This is a genomic window from Erwinia sp. JH02 (assembly GCF_013074405.1).
In the GTDB taxonomy this organism is placed as follows: domain Bacteria; phylum Pseudomonadota; class Gammaproteobacteria; order Enterobacterales; family Enterobacteriaceae; genus Erwinia; species Erwinia rhapontici.
The window spans coordinates 15,470-32,212 of record NZ_JABANZ010000003.1 but is presented as its reverse complement, the minus strand read 5'-3'; the positions used below and the strand labels follow the sequence as shown (position 1 = coordinate 32,212).

The following is a 16,743-nucleotide window of genomic DNA, read 5'->3' as shown; positions in this document are numbered from 1 at the left end:
ACCGGCAAAAAAATAGCCGCACAAGGCGGCTATTTTAAACAGGCAGACACAGGGGCGACCGGAAAAAAAGGTCCCCCCCTACAGCAATTAATTTTTAGCTTTCGATACTGCAACCATCGCCGGGCGCAGCAGGCGACTGTTCAGGGTATAGCCACGCTGCATCACCATCAGCACATGATTTGGCGCAACGTCTTCAGATTCCATCATAGACATTGCCTGATGGACTTCCGGGTTGAACGGCACGTTGATATCCCCCACCACTTCCACGCCAAACTTGCGCACAGCGCCCAGCAGGGATTTCATGGTCAGTTCGATGCCTTCAATCATAGCGGCCAACTCAGGATTGGATTTATCCGCCACTTCCAGAGCGCGTTCCAGGCTATCAATCACTGGCAACAGCTCGTTGGCAAATTTTTCCAGCGCAAATTTGTGCGCTTTTTCCACATCCAGTTCACTACGGCGACGGATGTTTTCGATCTCAGCCTGAGCACGAAGCTGTGCGTCACGCACACCGCCCAGCGACTCCGCCAGTTGGGCTTCCAGTTGTGCAATACGCTCATCCCGCGGGTCCACCACTTCTGCTGTCTCCGCGTCCTGGGTTTGCGCCTGCTCCATCTCAATTTCGTCTGAGACTTGCTCGTTAGGTGTGTTCTGTTCTTTACTACTCATGAATTTCTCCGCGTTTGTGCATATTCATCTCGCTGGTTCGCTTATTATGGGGATCAGAATCGCGGTTTCAAGGGAACCAGTCACATTGTCGGGGGAGTTTACCTCGTGAGGAATGCCAGGAACATGAATAACCACTTCAACTGCATCGGGATCGTCGGCCATCCACGCCATCCCACTGCACTAACCACCCACGAGATGCTCTATCGCTGGCTGACAGCGAGAGGCTATCAGGTGATTATTGAGCAGCAGATTGCGCGTGAGTTAAAACTGGAAGGCGTGCAGACCGGAACGCTGGCAGAGATTGGCCGCAAGGCCGACCTGGCGGTGGTGGTAGGCGGTGACGGGAATATGCTGGGCGCAGCAAGGGTGCTGGCACGTTACGATATTAAGGTCATCGGGATTAATCGCGGCAATCTCGGGTTTCTCACCGATCTCGATCCTGATAACGCTCAGCAGCAACTCGCTGACGTGCTGGAAGGAGAATACTTCATCGAGAGCCGCTTCCTGCTGGAAGCTCAGGTCTGCCGCCAGTCCGGCAGCCCGCGTATTGGTACGGCTATCAATGAAGTGGTGCTGCACCCGGGTAAAGTGGCACATATGATCGAATTCGAAGTGTACATTGATGAAAATTTCGCGTTTTCACAGCGTTCGGATGGCTTGATCATATCGACGCCGACCGGGTCGACGGCTTATTCACTGTCAGCAGGTGGCCCTATTCTGACGCCATCGCTGGATGCTATCGCCGTGGTACCGATGTTCCCCCATACCCTCTCGGCTCGCCCGCTAGTGATCAATAGCAGCAGTACGATTCGTCTGCGTTTTTCTCATATGCGCAGCGATCTGGAGATCAGTTGTGACAGCCAGATAGCACTCCCCATTCAACAGGGTGAAGATGTATTAATCCGGCGAAGTGATTACCACCTCAACTTGATACACCCTAAAAATTACAATTATTTCAACACGCTAAGCTCAAAGCTGGGTTGGTCAAAAAAATTATTCTAAAACTGCTGCCAGCGGGTTTACTGTTTATAAAACCAGTATATACTGTATGAAAAACCATATCTGTGTTTTCATACAGGAATACCATCATGCTGGCACAACTGACCATCAGTAACTTCGCGATTGTACGTGAGCTGGAGATCGACTTTCAGCGCGGAATGACGGCCATTACCGGTGAGACCGGCGCAGGTAAATCCATCGCTATCGATGCGCTGGGTTTATGCCTGGGGGGCCGGGCCGATGCAGATATGGTGCGCCAGGGTGCGGCACGCGCCGACATCTGTGCGCGATTCTCGCTGAAAGATACTCCATCAGCCCAGCGCTGGTTAACCGACAATCAACTCGACGATGGCAATGAATGTCTGCTACGCCGGGTGATCAGCAGCGATGGGCGTTCGCGTGGCTTTATCAACGGCACCGCCGTGCCTCTTTCACAGCTGCGCGATCTCGGCCAGGCGCTGATTCAGATCCACGGTCAACATGCTCACCAGCTCCTGCTCAAACCTGAACATCAAAAAAATCTGCTGGATGCCTATGCGGGCGAGCCGTTGCTGATGCAAAACATGGCGCAACACTATCGCCAGTGGCATCAGAGCTGTCGCACCCTTGCCCAGCATCAGCAACAGTCACAGGAGCGTGAAGCCCGTCGTGAACTGTTGCAGTATCAGCTCAAAGAGCTGAATGAGTTCGCCCCGATCAGCGGTGAATATGAGCAGATTGATGAAGAGTACAAACGTCTGGCGAACAGCGGACAGCTCCTCTCCACCAGCCAGCAGACTCTGCTGATGCTGGCTGATGGCGACGATAACAATCTGCAAAGTCAGCTGTATAACGCACGCCAGCTGATGGCCGAGCTGATTGAGATGGATGATAAGCTCAGCGGCGTTTTTGCCATGCTGGAAGAAGCCGCAATCCAGATCAGCGAGGCCAGTGATGAACTGCGCCATTATTGCGATCGGCTGGATCTCGATCCTAACCGTCTGCATGAACTGGAACAACGGCTGTCACGCCAGATCGGCCTCGGGCGTAAGCACCACATCGCTCCTGAAGAACTGCCGACTTTCTACCAGCAGCTTCTCGCTGAACAGTTGTTGTTGGATCAGCAGGAAAGCGACCAGGATGAATTGAGCCAGGCCGTCAGCCTTCATTACGATGCTGCCCTCAACTGCGCACGGCAATTGCATGAGCGGCGGGTTCACTTTGCTGATGAGCTTACCGGGTTAATTACCGAAAGCATGCATATGCTGTCGATGCCCCACGGGCGCTTTACGATTGATATCCAGTTCAACCCCGAGCATCTGACTGCGGAAGGCGCTGACCGCATTGATTTCCGCGTCAGCACCAACCCAGGCCAGCCGGTTCAACCGTTAGCGAAGGTCGCTTCCGGCGGGGAACTGTCACGTATTGCGTTAGCGATTCAGGTCATTACTGCACGTAAGATGGACACACCGGCGTTGATTTTCGATGAAGTGGATGTCGGTATCAGCGGACCCACCGCCGCGGTAGTCGGTAAAATGCTGCGTCAGTTGGGTGAGTCCACGCAGGTTATGTGCGTGACGCATCTGCCGCAGGTCGCTGGCTGTGGTCATCAGCATTTCTATGTCAGCAAAGAGACCGATGGCGCGATGACAGAGACGCATATGAAGCCCCTGGATAAGCGTGCACGCCTGCAAGAACTGGCGCGCCTGCTGGGTGGCAGCGAAGTCACACGCAACACGCTGGCGAACGCAAAAGAACTTTTAGCCGCGTGAAGATTGCACTTTTTTACCGGATTGTGGTCATATCGTTGCTTCGCAGAGGTTTTAAACTGCGGAAAGGTTTATTATCATCGGCAAGTTACGCTGGTATCATCATTGCACACTGATAAACCCGAAAGACCCGGAGCTGCGGTTTCAGGGGAAACGAATATAGCCACAAAGGAATAAACATTGATTATGCGCTGTAAAACGCTGACTGCTGCTGCGGTGGTTCTTCTGATGATGACCGCGGGTTGTTCCACTCTGGAGCGCGTGGTTTACCGCCCGGATATCAACCAGGGCAACTACCTGGTTGCGAACGATGTTGCTAAAATTCATACGGGGATGACCCAGCAGCAGGTTGCCTATACCCTGGGTACGCCGATGATGCATGATCCGTTTGGCAGCAACGTCTGGTATTACGTGTTCCGCCAGCAGCCAGGCCACGAGGCGGTGAAGCAGCAGACACTGACCCTGACCTTCGATCAGAGCGGCACACTGACTAACATTGATAACAAAGCTGCTCTGTCTGCTAACGCAGGCTAAAAGCAGGTTGTGAGCTCAACAAGATAAGGCGCAGATTGCGCCTTATTTTTTTGCCGCGCGTTCAGCACGCTGACGACGAAGATCTTTAGGGTCGGCGATCAGCGGACGATAGATTTCAATACGATCGCCGCTCTGTACCACATCATGCAGTTTCACCGCGCGACTGAAGATGCCTACTTTGTTTTCCTGCAAATCAATATCGCTGCGCAGAGCCAGCAGACCAGAAGCGACAATGGCCTGCTCAACGGTGCTGCCCTCTGCGACCTTTACGCTGTAAAGGTACTGTTTATCTGGCAATGCATACACCACTTCCACAGCGATATCAGGCACTGTACACCTCTTTCGCGCGCTGGGTGAAAGCCTGTACCATGCTGCTGGCCAGCTCTTTAAAAATACGGCCAAAAGCCAGTTCGACCAGCATATTGGTGAACTCGAAATCCAGATTTAACTCCACTTTGCAGGCTTCATCGCTCAACGCCGTAAAGCGCCAGCCGCCGCTCAGTTTGCGGAACGGGCCGTCAACGAGTTGCATATGGATGCTTTGGTTATCCGTCAGCGTGTTACGCGTGACAAATGTCTTACTGATTCCAGCTTTAGAGACATCCACCGAGGCCGTCATTTGATCGGAACTGGCATCCAGCACCCGGCTACCGGTGCAACCCGGTAAAAACTGCGGATAACTGTGAACATCATTCACTAAGCGGTACATTTGTTCCGCACTGTACGGCACCAGCGCCGAACGACTAATCTGGGACATATCGATTCCTGTCATTTTCTAAACATACCAATAATACCATCGCCGGCAATCAAACAAAAATTCTCTCCTGCTAACCATCTGCTAGAATAGGCTTTTCCCCCATGCCTGGCGCTACAGGGGATGCCATTAATCACTGCTTCATGTACACTAAGTGGCACTATGACAAAGAAAAAAGCACATAAACCCGGTTCCGCGACCATTGCCATGAACAAGCGCGCCCGCCACGAATACTTCATTGAAGAAGAGTTCGAAGCCGGGCTTTCGCTCCAGGGATGGGAAGTCAAATCTCTCCGCGCTGGTAAGGCCAACATCAGTGATAGCTACATCATGCTACGCGATGGCGAGGCCTACCTGTTCGGGTCAACTTTCCAGCCTCTGAGCGTCGCCTCATCGCATTATGTTTGCGATCCCACGCGCAGCCGTAAGCTGCTGCTGAAAAAGCGCGAGCTGGATAGCCTGATAGGTAAAGCCAATCGTGATGGTTTTACTATCGTTGCACTGTCGATGTACTGGAAGAATGCCTGGGCCAAACTGAAGATCGGCGTGGCCAAAGGTAAGAAAGAGCACGACAAGCGCGATGACATTAAAGATCGTGAGTGGAAACAAGACAAAGCACGTATCATGAAGCACGCTAATCGCTAACCTACTGGTACAACGACAGGTTTTTCTGATATACTGCGAAACAGTACTTGGGGCTGATTCTGGATTCGACAGGATTTGCAAAGCCCTAGGAGCATGCCGAGGGGCGGTTTGCCTCGTAAAAAGCCGCAAAAAAATAGTTGCAAACGACGAAAACTACGCACTAGCAGCTTAATAACCTGCTTAGAGCCCTCTCTCCCTAGCTTCCGTTCTTAAGACGGGGATCAAGAGAGGTCAAACCTAAAAGAACTCGCGTGAATACCTTGCCTGGGGTTGAAGCGCTAAAATCTAATCAGGCTAGTTTGTCAGTGGCGTGTCCGTTCGCAGCTGACCGGCGAATGTAAAGATGGACTAAGCATGTAGTGCCGACGGTGTAGTAATTCTGGACGCGGGTTCAACTCCCGCCAGCTCCACCAAAATTCTTCGAAGATGGTTCCAGAGCCATCCATAGAAGTCCTGAGAACCCGCATGGTGCAAGCCTTGCGGGTTTTTTTGTGTCTGTAGTAATCCATAGACATCCGACTAAATCCGGTGATTATTGGTATACGAATTGGTATACAGTAAGATGTATGCCAATAACGTATACCAATTGACGCAGGAAAGCCCCGCATGGCACGGACTACGCGCCCTCTAACCAACACAGAAGTTCTTCGATCCAAAGCCATCGATAAAGATTTGACGCTCCATGATGGTGACGGGCTTTTCATGGTGGTAAAAACGACCGGGAAGAAACTCTGGCGTTTTCGCTATCAACGACCTGCAACAAAGCAGCGCACCATGATGGGCCTCGGTGCTTTCCCTGCACTGTCGCTTGCAGATGCCAGACGCCTGCGCGCTGATTACCTCTCATTGCTGGCTAATGGCATTGATCCACAAACGCAAGCCGAACAGGCTACAGAGCAACAGCAGATAGCGTTAGACAGCATTTTCTCCACAGTGGCCGCTAACTGGTTTGCGTTGAAGCAGGCAAATGTCACCCCGGATTATGCAAAGGATATCTGGCGTTCTCTTGAGAAAGATGTCTTTCCTGCAATCGGCGATATCCCTGTGCAGGAAATTAAAGCCCGTAAACTGGTTGAAGCGCTGGAGCCAATCAAGGCCCGTGGTGCTCTCGAAACTGTTCGCCGTTTAGTACAGCGTATTAACGAGATAATGATTTATGCAGTTAATACCGGGCTGATAGATGCTAACCCTGCATCAGGTATTGGGATGGCGTTTGAAAAACCTAAAAAGCAAAATATGCCAACCCTGCGGCCAGAAGAACTACCGAAGCTTATGCGCTCATTGATAATGTCGAATTTATCCGTATCGACCCGCTGTTTGATTGAATGGCAGCTCCTGACGCTCGTGCGACCGGCTGAGGCTTCAGGCACCCGCTGGGCAGAGTTCGATCTCGATGCAAGGCTATGGACGATTCCAGCCGAGCGGATGAAAGCAAAGCGTGAACACATCATTCCTTTATCACCGCAAGCGCTGGAGATTCTGGAAGTGATGAAACCTATCAGCGCTCATCGTGAATATGCATTTCCGAGTAGGAACGATCCAAAGCAACCAATGAATAGTCAAACAGCTAATGCAGCGTTGAAACGTATCGGGTATGGCGGCAAACTGGTTGCACATGGACTGCGCTCAATTGCCAGTACAGCATTAAATGAAGCTGGTTTTAATCCTGACGTTATTGAAGCCGCTCTGGCCCATAGCGATAAAAATGAAGTTCGCAGAGCATACAACCGTTCGACATATCTTGAGCAACGTATCGATTTGATGAACTGGTGGGGTGCTTTTGTTTATAAGCATCACCAACTGATTAAAGCGGTATAAAAGGCTCATACTACGCTTTTGGTTAAGATAATAAACGATAGCCAGTACGTGCACTGCCTGGCTATCGGATCCGCACAGCCCAGCGGCCTGAGTAGTCACATTCTGACAATTCAACCTCAACAACACGCATTGCAGGTAATGCGATCATGGCACGACAACCTTGCCCTTTCTTTCATCCTAACTACCACCAAAACACGCCCCACTGTAACGCCCTCAGCGGCCCTCTAACGCCCTCTGCATTTTCGCATCACGCTATTAATCACAATCCCGTGCGCACGTCAGAGTGAAGCATGCTGCGCCTGCGCCGCACCTGCAAAGGTGCCAGCGCGCAATACTACCCCCTCCTCGCCTGCCCGCTTTATCGGTCGCATTTAATGCAACTGCATTAGGTGGCTCAGGCCCCGCCATGCCTGCCTTCAATGGGGGTTATGTGCCCTGCAACTGCATGCAAATCCATGCACCTTATGCATGCACGGCTCTTTACAAAGCGGGCTGGCCAGAAAAAGGGCTTTCGAAGGGCAAACGCCGGGCAAAAAAAACCGCTGGGGTGGCAGCGGCATCAGGGATTAATGTGACCGGAAGGATGAACCATAGCGCCCGATTGTCTGCGCCTTACTCTGTGGCTCTGGAGCCACCGGCTGCGGTTCCTGCTGAGGCGGGCAGGTAATGACCTTAGTGATGTTTTCATGCGTCTTGAACGTGCATGAGCAGTCGATGTTAGTGCACTGGTGATAGCGCTCCTTCACCTGTTCGGACATATACCGGCTAGACTTGGCGTGTGCAGAGCTTTTGCAGAACGGGCAGTGCATCATGATGCTTTTCCTCCTTCAATGGCTTCGCGCTGTGCACTGATACGCTCCCCCAGCTTCATGCGGGATATCGGACTGCGATACAGGTCCATATCAACACCTGTCAGAGGCGGTGTGTGCATGCCAATGTTCTTCAGCTCCGGCATCTCCTCCAGTATCTTCAGAGGCAGCGCCGATGCCGTTCTCGTCAGTCTGCTGCCAATCACTCCCGCGACTGCGCCAGATGCGCTGCCACCTTCACCGTGCGTGGGCAGGACTTCCTCGCGCTGAAGCCGCAGGCGAATGGCCCACAGTAGCTCTGGGCTGATGGTTTTCATCGCGGCTTCCCAGTGCCGGTCGGTGATTTCCGCAAAGGCCGTCCGGTACGCCTCAACATACGCCCTGCCGCTGGCGCAGCAGTCTAGCATTGCACTCTGTTTATCCAGTTCAAGCACCGATATCAGACCTGTAAACTCGTCGGCCAGCTCGCGGCTGGCAATACGCTGACTGTGCTCTGCCTTTAGCTCGTCGGTTAGCTGGCCCCGCAGAGTACGAAAACGGCTGCGCCAGTTGGTTTCGGCTTCCTTTCCCGCCTCAACTGCCGCCTTTCGCTCTTTATCACAGCGTAAAATATCAGCGCAGATAATGTTATAGCGCTTCATGTTCTCCGTGTGTTTCGTCCTGGCTGCTTCGAACTTCTCTGTTGCGGTCTGCGGCTCTGCGTTGCTCATGGTGATATCTCGTCGTCTGTAAAGGTGAGGCCATTCTGCGGCGTACCAACAAACAAATCATTTCATTGCCTCTTGCCTGTCAGTGAGCAAACAGACCCGCTTCAGTCCTGACATACCCACCTTGAGATTTTAGTTTTACTAAAAACTATTCACTACTGTTCACCTTTATAAAAAAGATAGTAAATACAGTAAGTAAAGGGGTGAACACTTTGATGGTGAGTATTCACTAAGTGTTCACCACTGTTCACCTTTCCTGAAAATGAGCCTTTTCTCTGGCAAGCCTTGTTTAATGTTTAAATCTATTAATAAAGCAACAATCAATAGCCAAAACCGGCATAGGTGTTAACTCACTATCATCTCAGGGTAAGCCCGTTGCGCAAAAACCTGTTTTGCTCATTTATGGGCAAGATGGGGCTTGTTGCATCCGGGAAAAATATGCTGAAAATAGGGAGTTACCGAAACAACACCGCCGGAACCGGCCAGCGCCGCCCGGATACAAAAACGAGGTAACACAATGCAGTTAGCTTCACCTTCATCCGCCCCAGCCATCCCGCCAGCAGGCCATCTGCACTATCCGCGTGACCGCTTTATGCGCCTGCCCGAAGTCATCAGCACCTGCGGCCTGTCACGCTCAACCATCTATGACTTAATCAGCCGTGAGCAGTTCCCGTCACAGATTTCCCTCGGCGGCAAGAACGTCGCCTGGCTGGCGTCAGAGGTTGACGACTGGATGCAGACCCGTATCGCGCAGCGCACAGGGGGTGCAGCATGATCACCCTCAACATTGGCACCCGTACTTTCCCGCTGACGCCTGACGAAGCGGCTTACGTGGCTGAAAACCTGCTGGCCGCTGCGACGGGTAAGGGCGGAGTCATTCCTGCCTTTAACAGCGGCGCACACGGGCATATCTGCGTGCGTACCGCGAGCCAGAAGTCCGATGCTAAAAACGGAGGAGATAAGAAAGAGACATTCCGATCAAATCCGCAGCAGTCCGATCACGTCCTGACCGATTGCTGAGAAAAACGCCCCGATGTGTGAAAAAAGCCTTTTCTCTGGCGAGCCGCCGGTCTATAGTTTTCCCGCTGCCGCAAAATCGGCAGCCGGGCGTAGGAACCCGAGTTACTCAATGGCGACACAACACGCGCCATGCGTGTTTTTTTACGTCGTAGCCTCAGTGCGCCAATTTTTTGCGCAGCGGTTTCTGTGCCGCTGTGACTTTAAGATAATGGTGGCTCAGGCGGGGCAGCCCTCGGGCTGGCCGGTATTCATTGAGGCCGGTATTCCTACCCCCGTCTGGGCTACCACCCCTGAGTGTAGGAACTCTGGTGGTAGCGTTAACCGCTACTCAATGGAGACTGCCATCATGGCTACGGTTCACCTTACCGCTCACCCCGAATTCACCTTTATCTTTGCCGCCGTCCGTCGCTCACGCGCCGATGCCCGTCCCTGCATGCTGCGCACCGTGGCCGCCGACGAGCGCACCGCCCGCCTGAGCCTGGTGCGTGACTACATGCTGTCGTTTGCCGGTCGAGTGCCCGTTAAGGCGGTGGCCGCATGAATACCCTTTCTGCACGTATGCACGGCGACGAAACCTATTCCATTCCTCACGCCGACTTTCTGCGCCTCCGGCACGCCCACGGCGTCGGCGTCACCGTTCTCGACATGTTCTCACTGGTCATTGCCACCGGCGACAGCCGTCACGTCCCTGACGGCGAGGCGCTGGCCTCGGTGATTGCCCTGCTGACCGACCAGCTCGGCAAGGTGGTTGCCACCTGCGAAAACGGTTTTCTGGAAAAGGAGCTGTGCCATGACCGATAACCACTCCTGCCTCCCGGTGGAGGTGCGCACCGCCGTTTACCGCCGTGCGCTGGCGCAGGGCTACCTTAACGCCTGCGGGCAGCAGGGCATCCGCGTGGCGGCCACCCTCGACGAACTGCAGATGACCATCGCCCTTGAACTGGAGGGCTTTTACGTGCGCCGCCACGGCCCGGAGGCAGGCATGGAGATGGCCTGCACCATGCTGGCCGATATGGTCGGGCCTGACCTGCTGACCGCACCGCCGCGCCTGACCCCGCTCGGCGTCACCATGATGGACGAGCTGTTCTGCGGTCAGCTCTCTGCCGCCAGCCGCGCCACGCTGCACTGAGGGAGAAGCAGACCATGAAAAATATTGTCTCAGATACCGTAAAAAGCGCCGCCGGTCAGTGGCCGCTGCTGCTGCCTGCACTTGGCATCCCCGTTACTACGGGCGGCCATCACGGCCCCTGTCCGGCCTGCGGCGGGAAAGACCGTTTCCGCTTTGACGACCGCGATGGTCGCGGCACCTGGCTGTGCAACCAGTGCGGGGCCGGTGACGGCCTGAACCTGGTGGAGAAGGTGCTGGAAGTGGGCGCAAAGGAGGCCGCGCTGAAGGTCGCTGCCATGCTCGGCACGCTGCCCGTATCCGGCCTGCCGGTGAACGCAGAAAAGAGCGCGGAGGAGAAAGCCCGCGCCCGGGCTGACGCGGCTGAACGTGCCGCCGGGCTGATTGCCGCCGCCGTGGCCCGCACGGATAACGCCTATCTGCTGGCGAAGGGGCTGGACGGCACGCGGGCGCTGACGCTGGCCGCCGGATTGCGCTGCGGCGGTGTCGCCTTTCAGGCCGGTGACCTGCTGGTGCCGCTCACCGGTGCGGAGGGCGGCGTGGTTAACGTGCAGCTCATTAACGCGGCGGGCGACAAGCGCACCCTGCCGGACGGGCGGGTAAAGGGCAGCTTCCACCTGTGCGGCGTCCCGGACGGTAAAACGCTCTGGCTGACCGAAGGGGTTGCCACCGGCCTGACCGTGCACCGCCTCACCGGCCAGGCGGTTTACGTAGCCCTGAGTGCGAACAACCTCCCGGAGCTGGCGCGCCAGCTCCGGGAGCAGTACCCGGACGCGCTGATGCTGATGGCCGCTGACAGCGACGACAACGGTGCTGGCCAGCGTAAGGCCGAAGAGGCCGCGAAAGCCTGCGACGGAAAGACGGCCCTGCCGCCGGTGGCGGGCGACTGGAACGACCTGTGGCAGACGCAGGGCGACACCGCCGCCCGTGCGCTGCTGGCCGCGTTCACGCAGCCGGCTGCGCCCGGCCCGTTTGAGTCGGTGAGTGAGGCCGACCTGAAGGGCATGAGCGCCAGCGAAAAGGCGGAGCTGCTGGTTGCGCACTACGGCAACGCGCTGGCCGTGCCGCCGGTGGGCGAGGAAATCTGCCGCTACGAAAACGGTGCCTGGCTGGTCGTGCCGCAGCAGACGCTGCGCCGGGAGATTGCCGCACTGTTCCAGACCGCCCGCGCCCCATTCTCTGCCGCCGGGATTAACAGCATCCTGGACACCCTGAAGCTGATGGTGCCGCAGATGGGCGACCCGGCGCGCCGCCTGATTGGCTTCCGCAATGGGGTGTATGACACTGCCACCGGCACCTTCAGCCCGCACGACCGGGAGAACTGGCTGCGCTCGGTGAACAGCGTGAGCTACACCGCGCCGAAGCCGGGCGAAAGCCTCGCGGAGCACGCGCCGAACTTCTGGAAGTGGCTGACGCGGGCCGCCGGACGCAGCCACGACAAGCAGGAGCGTATTCTCGCGGCGCTCTTTATGGTGCTGGCAAACCGCTATGACTGGCAGATGTTCCTGGAGGTTACCGGCCCCGGCGGCAGCGGGAAAAGTATGATGGCGGAAATCGGCACCCTGCTGGCCGGGAAGGACAACACCACCTCGGCCAGCATTGAAACGCTGGAGTCGCCGCGTGAGCGCGCCAGCGTGGTCGGCTACTCGTTTATCACCCTGCCTGACCAGGAGAAGTGGAGCGGCGACGGGGCGGGCATCAAGGCCATCACCGGCGGCGATGCGGTGGCGATTGACCCGAAGTACCGCGACGCCTACTCGGCCTATATTCCGGCGGTGATACTGGCGGTGAACAACAACCCGATGCGCTTCAGCGACCGCAGCGGGGGCGTGTCCCGCCGCCGGGTTATCCTGCCGTTCCCGGAGACGATACCGCCGGACGAGCGCGATCCGCAGCTGCTGGATAAAATCCGGCTGGAGCTGGCGGTTATCGTGCGCCACCTGATGCAGCGCTTTGCGAAGCCGGAGGAGGCCAGAAAGCTGCTGCAGGCGCAGCAGACCTCAGGCGAGGCGCTGGAAATCAAACGCCACTCCGACCCGCTGGTCGACTTCTGCGGCTACCTGATGCCGCTGGCAACCCCGACCGGGCTGTTTATTGGCAACGCCAACATCCGGCCCCTGAACCCGAAGCGCTACCTGTACCACGCGTACCTGTCGTTTATGGAGTCCAGGGGGCACCAGCATCCCATGAGCCTGACGGCATTCGGGCAGGCTATTCCGCAGACGCTGAAGGAGTACGAGATAGAGCTGCTGAAGCGCAAGACGAAGAACGGTGTCCAGACCAGCCTTGAGCTGAGTGGCGACTGCGAGTCTGACTGGCTCCCGCGCTGCGACGCATAATCAACCCAATAAGATCAAATCGGCTCCGGCCGGTTTGATCTTATTGGGCGTCCTATCTTAAAATTCCAGAGAGTTTGAATACTCAACCAAAATTCAAAAAAACAGAATAAATAAAGCACTTTAAAATCAATGCATTACACCGATTACCAATGTAAAAAAATAGTAGAGTAAAAACTTACTTGACGGATAACATTAGTTATACTTAATATTCATTGAATGTGATTTAAAATGTAAATCTATAGTAAGATATTGCAATATAGTAAGTTATAATTTTTTCGGGTTAAGTGTTCACAAGGTTATTATATTTAATAGTATGATACCTGATCATCAAACCATAACAATTAAGTATATTCATCTATTTGGTGGAGATCTTATTTTAAAGCTAGTTCAAATAAGAATATTCACCCATCTGGCTGACAACTTTATTTAGCAGTAATATTTTAGGTATACCGATGAATGAAAATAACAGTATGTATTGATTACGACAACCTGAGCTTGCTTCAAAAAAATGCAGGGATATTTGATGTTGTTCAAAGGATTTTTACCCAATCATCTTATTTGTTCGATGAAAACGCAGGGGAATGTGAAATTAGATTATATGGAGGCTGGTATGAAGGTGATACACTAAGTATTGTATCCCAACAGGTATCAGTTAGTATCCAAAGAGAATTCCCCGCCGTAATGCGTGTTTTAACAGAAGCCGGGCAGGTCGCAGTTATTAAAGTAACTGCGGAGCTTGCAGTTTCATTATTAGAAGAGCCCGGCCATCATTTATTTAATACATATCGTCGCAAAGGTCGCCCAAGTAATATCCGCGTTGAAACACCTTCATCAGTTGGTTGCAATTCAAATGATTGCCCTTTACCTCTTGTGAAAAAAGTTTTACAGAAAGGGCGTTGCCCTGCTCTAGGCTGTGTTTCACAGAGTAATTCAATTGTGTATAGACATGAGCAAAAACTTGTTGATACGATGCTTACATGTGACCTGATATATCTTTCAGGACAAAATAATGATTATCTTTTTATAGTGAGTGCAGATGACGATTTCTTACCTCCAATTAGAACATTGATGCTCAAGGGTAAAAAAATAATTCGAGTCCATCCACAAATGAGAAATTCGCCACCCCCTATAAAAATAGGTGCGAAAACACTCATTGAATTAGGAATATAAAATGCAAATAGACACATTCAAATCTATTATTTCAACTTTTGCAGATCCTGGATCGGAAATAATACATGATAGTCAGAGAATGATGTTTACAATAAATGGCGATCTTATTGATATTGGAATAACCGCTAATCTTGGGGATATTTACATCAATGATACAAGTGGTAAAATGCATGCAAGCAAATGGATTGTAGAAAGACTGGCAAAATTAAATTTGTTAAGCTCTCGCATTTTGGACCAAATTCCAGAGCAACCTAATTATGTATCTCCAACTGCAGATCTTCTTAACACACTTGAGTCTAACCCGGACGAAAAATCACTTCATGTATCAGATGCTCTTAATGAAGTTTTATTAAGTTTGGATTCAAAAAGCCCGTTGGAAACCTCTGTTTTATATATTACAAGTGACGCAGGAGAAGGTAAGACATCCTTAATTAATTCCGCAGCCAGAAGACAGGCAGAAAAATTTAATAATGGTTCTTCAGATTGGCTTTTAGTACCAATTATCTTAGGTGGCCGACACTTTTTACGATTCGATGACATTACTGTAGGTGCATTGCAAAATAAATATCGTTTTCCATTTCTTTATTATAACTCTTTTCTAGCATTGGTAAGAATGGGAGTTATCGTACCAGCTTTCGATGGTTTTGAGGAAATGTTTGTTGAAAATAGTTCTGGTGAAGCATTATCTGCAATGGGCATATTAGTTAGTTCATTAGATTCTACAGGGACTGTAGCGATAGCTGCACGCAAAGCCTACTTTGAGTTTGAAAACCTTAGATCTCAAGAAAAGTTATATGATACCATTAGTAATTATTCCGTTGGGTTTTCAAAGGTTGAATTACACCGCTGGGCAGAAGTGCAGTTTTTACAATATTGTAAAAATCGCAAATTAATAAACCCTGAAGATATTTACAATCGAGTTGCTGAGCGATTGGGGAAAGATCATTCTTTATTAACTCGCCCAGTTTTAGTCAAGCGCCTAGTAGATATCGCGCAACAAAGTATATCAATAGATAAATTTATAGAGAAAATTCACTCTTCCGGTTCGGATTTCTTTTCAGTATTCGTTAGAAGTATAATAGAACGAGAAGCCAATGAAAAATGGATAGATCGTTCTGGTGATATTGGCGCCACACTTATAACAGTCGATGAGCATTGCGAGTTACTTTCGCTAATTGCAATAAACATGTGGGAAAGCCGCATAGAATATTTAAAGCAAGATCACCTAGATGTCGTCACAGAATTTTTTTGCGAATCAAAAAAACTATCAGCCCAAAAATCACAACAAATAAGGGAGAGAATTAAAGGGCATGCTCTTTTAGTATCCTCATCAGATATTAGCCTTGCCGTTGAGTTCGATCACGATGAATTCCGTCAGTATTTTCTTGGTGATGGACTTGCGCGTGCTATAATTCCATTAAATAAAACATCTTCATCAGAAACATTAAGTATTTTACGTCGCGGGATTTTACCTGAAAACTCCCAGCTGGAATTAATTAGATCTATTAAACGACAGGATTTAGACAGAATCATCGAAGTTGCAAATTTCTTATCATCTGTAAATAAACTAGATGGACAAGCATCTTACACAAAAGAAAACTGTGGCAATATAATTTTGAAATTGCTTAGTGATATTGACTCAAATGGACTAGAGTTAATGGACATGATGTTTGGTATTGATGCAATTCGTGATTGCAAACTGAAAAATGTCACTTTCATCAATTGTTATTTCTCACAAAGTAGTTATGAAAATACTGAAGTTGAACTCTGCAACTTTGAAAAATGTAACTTTGGTCAAATGAGGATACATGCATCTAGTAAAATAGAAAATAATTTATTCTCAGAATGTAAGTTTGATTCGGTGAGAGTAGAATACGCAGGCCTTGAAATCTGGGAGCCAGTGGCAATTGAATCTTATCTTGGCAAATACAATTCCACGACACCAAGTAGAGAACTGCTAACATCATTTGATATTGAAATGATGTCTATGGACGATGAACTTGTAAATGTTGAAAAACTACTACGATACTTCATGAGAAGCACTCACATTAGCGAATCTGTCATTAAGATTAAATTAGGCGATAGAGGTAAATCATTTATCGATATAACATTACCAGAATTAATAGAAACTAAAATCATCGAAGAAATTGAGAACAGAGGTGCAGGGCAGCAACGTCGTTTCAAACTTGGCCGTCCTCTTCAGGAACTGAATTCACATTTAGCAAGCGCACAGGGGTCATACAAAAACTTCATATCTGGGTTCAACTGATACCTAGGGGCTGAACGAGACTTCAGCCCATGAATTTATTTTTGATATTATTTCTATAATATTTATATTTGCCAGTCATTACTTATTCGTGATGCGAATTAAAAATCAAGCACAATGTTTTCCATCTCCTTCCCAA

Annotated in this window: 18 protein-coding genes and 1 other RNA gene; 14 read left to right on the top strand and 5 right to left on the bottom strand. The window is 51.3% G+C overall.

Annotated features, from left to right (window positions below; all coding sequences use genetic code 11):
* Positions 1-87: 87 nt before the first annotated feature.
* Positions 88-669, bottom strand: a complete 582-nt coding sequence (gene grpE / locus HHI26_RS09190) for a nucleotide exchange factor GrpE (protein WP_171148967.1) — start codon at positions 667-669, stop codon at positions 88-90.
* Between the two features lie 123 nt (positions 670-792).
* On the opposite strand from grpE, the gene nadK reads away from it, so the two are divergent.
* The 3 genes from nadK (at position 793) to bamE (ending at position 3,950) form a co-directional block, all read left to right on the top strand.
* On the top strand, positions 793-1,671 hold the full coding sequence (gene nadK, locus HHI26_RS09185; RefSeq protein ID WP_133845821.1) for an NAD(+) kinase: 879 nt from the start codon (positions 793-795) through the stop codon (positions 1,669-1,671).
* Between the two features lie 86 nt (positions 1,672-1,757).
* Positions 1,758-3,419 carry a DNA repair protein RecN gene (recN, locus tag HHI26_RS09180; RefSeq protein ID WP_171148966.1) on the top strand — a complete coding sequence of 554 codons (1,662 nt, stop codon included), beginning with the start codon at positions 1,758-1,760 and terminating at the stop codon, positions 3,417-3,419.
* 183 nt (positions 3,420-3,602) lie between these two features.
* A complete protein-coding gene (bamE, locus tag HHI26_RS09175) occupies positions 3,603-3,950 on the top strand; it encodes an outer membrane protein assembly factor BamE (RefSeq protein WP_133845819.1) in 348 nt (115 codons plus the stop codon).
* Between the two features lie 42 nt (positions 3,951-3,992).
* Here the strand turns inward: bamE and HHI26_RS09170 are convergent, their stop codons facing one another.
* Both HHI26_RS09170 and HHI26_RS09165 read right to left on the bottom strand, forming a co-directional pair.
* Complete coding sequence (locus tag HHI26_RS09170; protein WP_171148965.1) at positions 3,993-4,280, bottom strand: RnfH family protein; 288 nt, start codon at positions 4,278-4,280, stop codon at positions 3,993-3,995.
* Positions 4,273-4,707, bottom strand: a complete 435-nt coding sequence (locus tag HHI26_RS09165) for a type II toxin-antitoxin system RatA family toxin (RefSeq protein ID WP_171148964.1) — start codon at positions 4,705-4,707, stop codon at positions 4,273-4,275. Before HHI26_RS09165 ends, HHI26_RS09170 begins: the two co-directional genes overlap by 8 nt.
* Before the next feature lie 159 nt (positions 4,708-4,866).
* Between HHI26_RS09165 and smpB the strand changes: the two genes are divergently transcribed.
* The 3 genes from smpB to HHI26_RS09150 all read left to right on the top strand — a co-directional run bounded on the left by smpB (position 4,867) and on the right by HHI26_RS09150 (position 7,167).
* Positions 4,867-5,349, top strand: coding sequence for an SsrA-binding protein SmpB (gene smpB, locus HHI26_RS09160; RefSeq protein ID WP_133845816.1), 483 nt, complete (start codon positions 4,867-4,869; stop codon positions 5,347-5,349).
* A 49-nt stretch (positions 5,350-5,398) separates the two neighbouring features.
* Positions 5,399-5,762: a transfer-messenger RNA gene (gene ssrA, locus HHI26_RS09155) on the top strand.
* A gap of 193 nt (positions 5,763-5,955) precedes the next feature.
* Positions 5,956-7,167, top strand: a complete 1,212-nt coding sequence (locus tag HHI26_RS09150; RefSeq protein WP_171148963.1) for an integrase domain-containing protein — start codon at positions 5,956-5,958, stop codon at positions 7,165-7,167.
* Between the two features lie 566 nt (positions 7,168-7,733).
* On the opposite strand, the gene HHI26_RS09145 is transcribed toward HHI26_RS09150, so the two are convergent.
* Positions 7,734-7,979, bottom strand: coding sequence for an ogr/Delta-like zinc finger family protein (locus tag HHI26_RS09145; protein ID WP_171148962.1), 246 nt, complete (start codon positions 7,977-7,979; stop codon positions 7,734-7,736).
* Entirely contained in the window at positions 7,976-8,686 is a 711-nt protein-coding gene (locus HHI26_RS09140) for a hypothetical protein (RefSeq protein ID WP_171148961.1), read from the bottom strand. The genes HHI26_RS09145 and HHI26_RS09140 overlap by 4 nt, the downstream gene beginning before the upstream one ends.
* Positions 8,687-9,200: 514 nt before the next feature.
* On the opposite strand from HHI26_RS09140, the gene HHI26_RS09135 reads away from it, so the two are divergent.
* From HHI26_RS09135 to HHI26_RS09100, 8 genes are all read left to right on the top strand, one after another.
* The gene (locus tag HHI26_RS09135; protein ID WP_171148960.1) at positions 9,201-9,458 is read left to right on the top strand and encodes an AlpA family transcriptional regulator; all 258 of its coding nucleotides are present in this window, start codon (positions 9,201-9,203) and stop codon (positions 9,456-9,458) included.
* Positions 9,455-9,703 (top strand): hypothetical protein, encoded by a 249-nt coding sequence (locus HHI26_RS09130; RefSeq protein ID WP_171148959.1) that lies wholly within the window; start codon positions 9,455-9,457, stop codon positions 9,701-9,703. The genes HHI26_RS09135 and HHI26_RS09130 overlap by 4 nt, the downstream gene beginning before the upstream one ends.
* A 13-nt stretch (positions 9,704-9,716) precedes the next feature.
* Positions 9,717-10,244: a host cell division inhibitor Icd-like protein gene (locus tag HHI26_RS09125; protein WP_171148958.1), complete on the top strand. Its 528-nt coding sequence runs from the start codon at positions 9,717-9,719 to the stop codon at positions 10,242-10,244.
* Positions 10,241-10,504 (top strand): hypothetical protein, encoded by a 264-nt coding sequence (locus HHI26_RS09120; protein ID WP_171148957.1) that lies wholly within the window; start codon positions 10,241-10,243, stop codon positions 10,502-10,504. Before HHI26_RS09125 ends, HHI26_RS09120 begins: the two co-directional genes overlap by 4 nt.
* On the top strand, positions 10,494-10,832 hold the full coding sequence (locus HHI26_RS09115) for a DUF5375 family protein (RefSeq protein ID WP_171148956.1): 339 nt from the start codon (positions 10,494-10,496) through the stop codon (positions 10,830-10,832). The genes HHI26_RS09120 and HHI26_RS09115 overlap by 11 nt, the downstream gene beginning before the upstream one ends.
* Before the next feature lie 14 nt (positions 10,833-10,846).
* Positions 10,847-13,168 (top strand): primase-helicase zinc-binding domain-containing protein, encoded by a 2,322-nt coding sequence (locus tag HHI26_RS09110; RefSeq protein WP_171148955.1) that lies wholly within the window; start codon positions 10,847-10,849, stop codon positions 13,166-13,168.
* Positions 13,169-13,624: 456 nt separating this feature from the next.
* Positions 13,625-14,338 carry an NYN domain-containing protein gene (locus HHI26_RS09105; RefSeq protein ID WP_171148954.1) on the top strand — a complete coding sequence of 238 codons (714 nt, stop codon included), beginning with the start codon at positions 13,625-13,627 and terminating at the stop codon, positions 14,336-14,338.
* Position 14,339: 1 nt separating this feature from the next.
* Positions 14,340-16,607: a hypothetical protein gene (locus tag HHI26_RS09100; protein WP_171148953.1), complete on the top strand. Its 2,268-nt coding sequence runs from the start codon at positions 14,340-14,342 to the stop codon at positions 16,605-16,607.
* Positions 16,608-16,743: the final 136 nt, after the last annotated feature.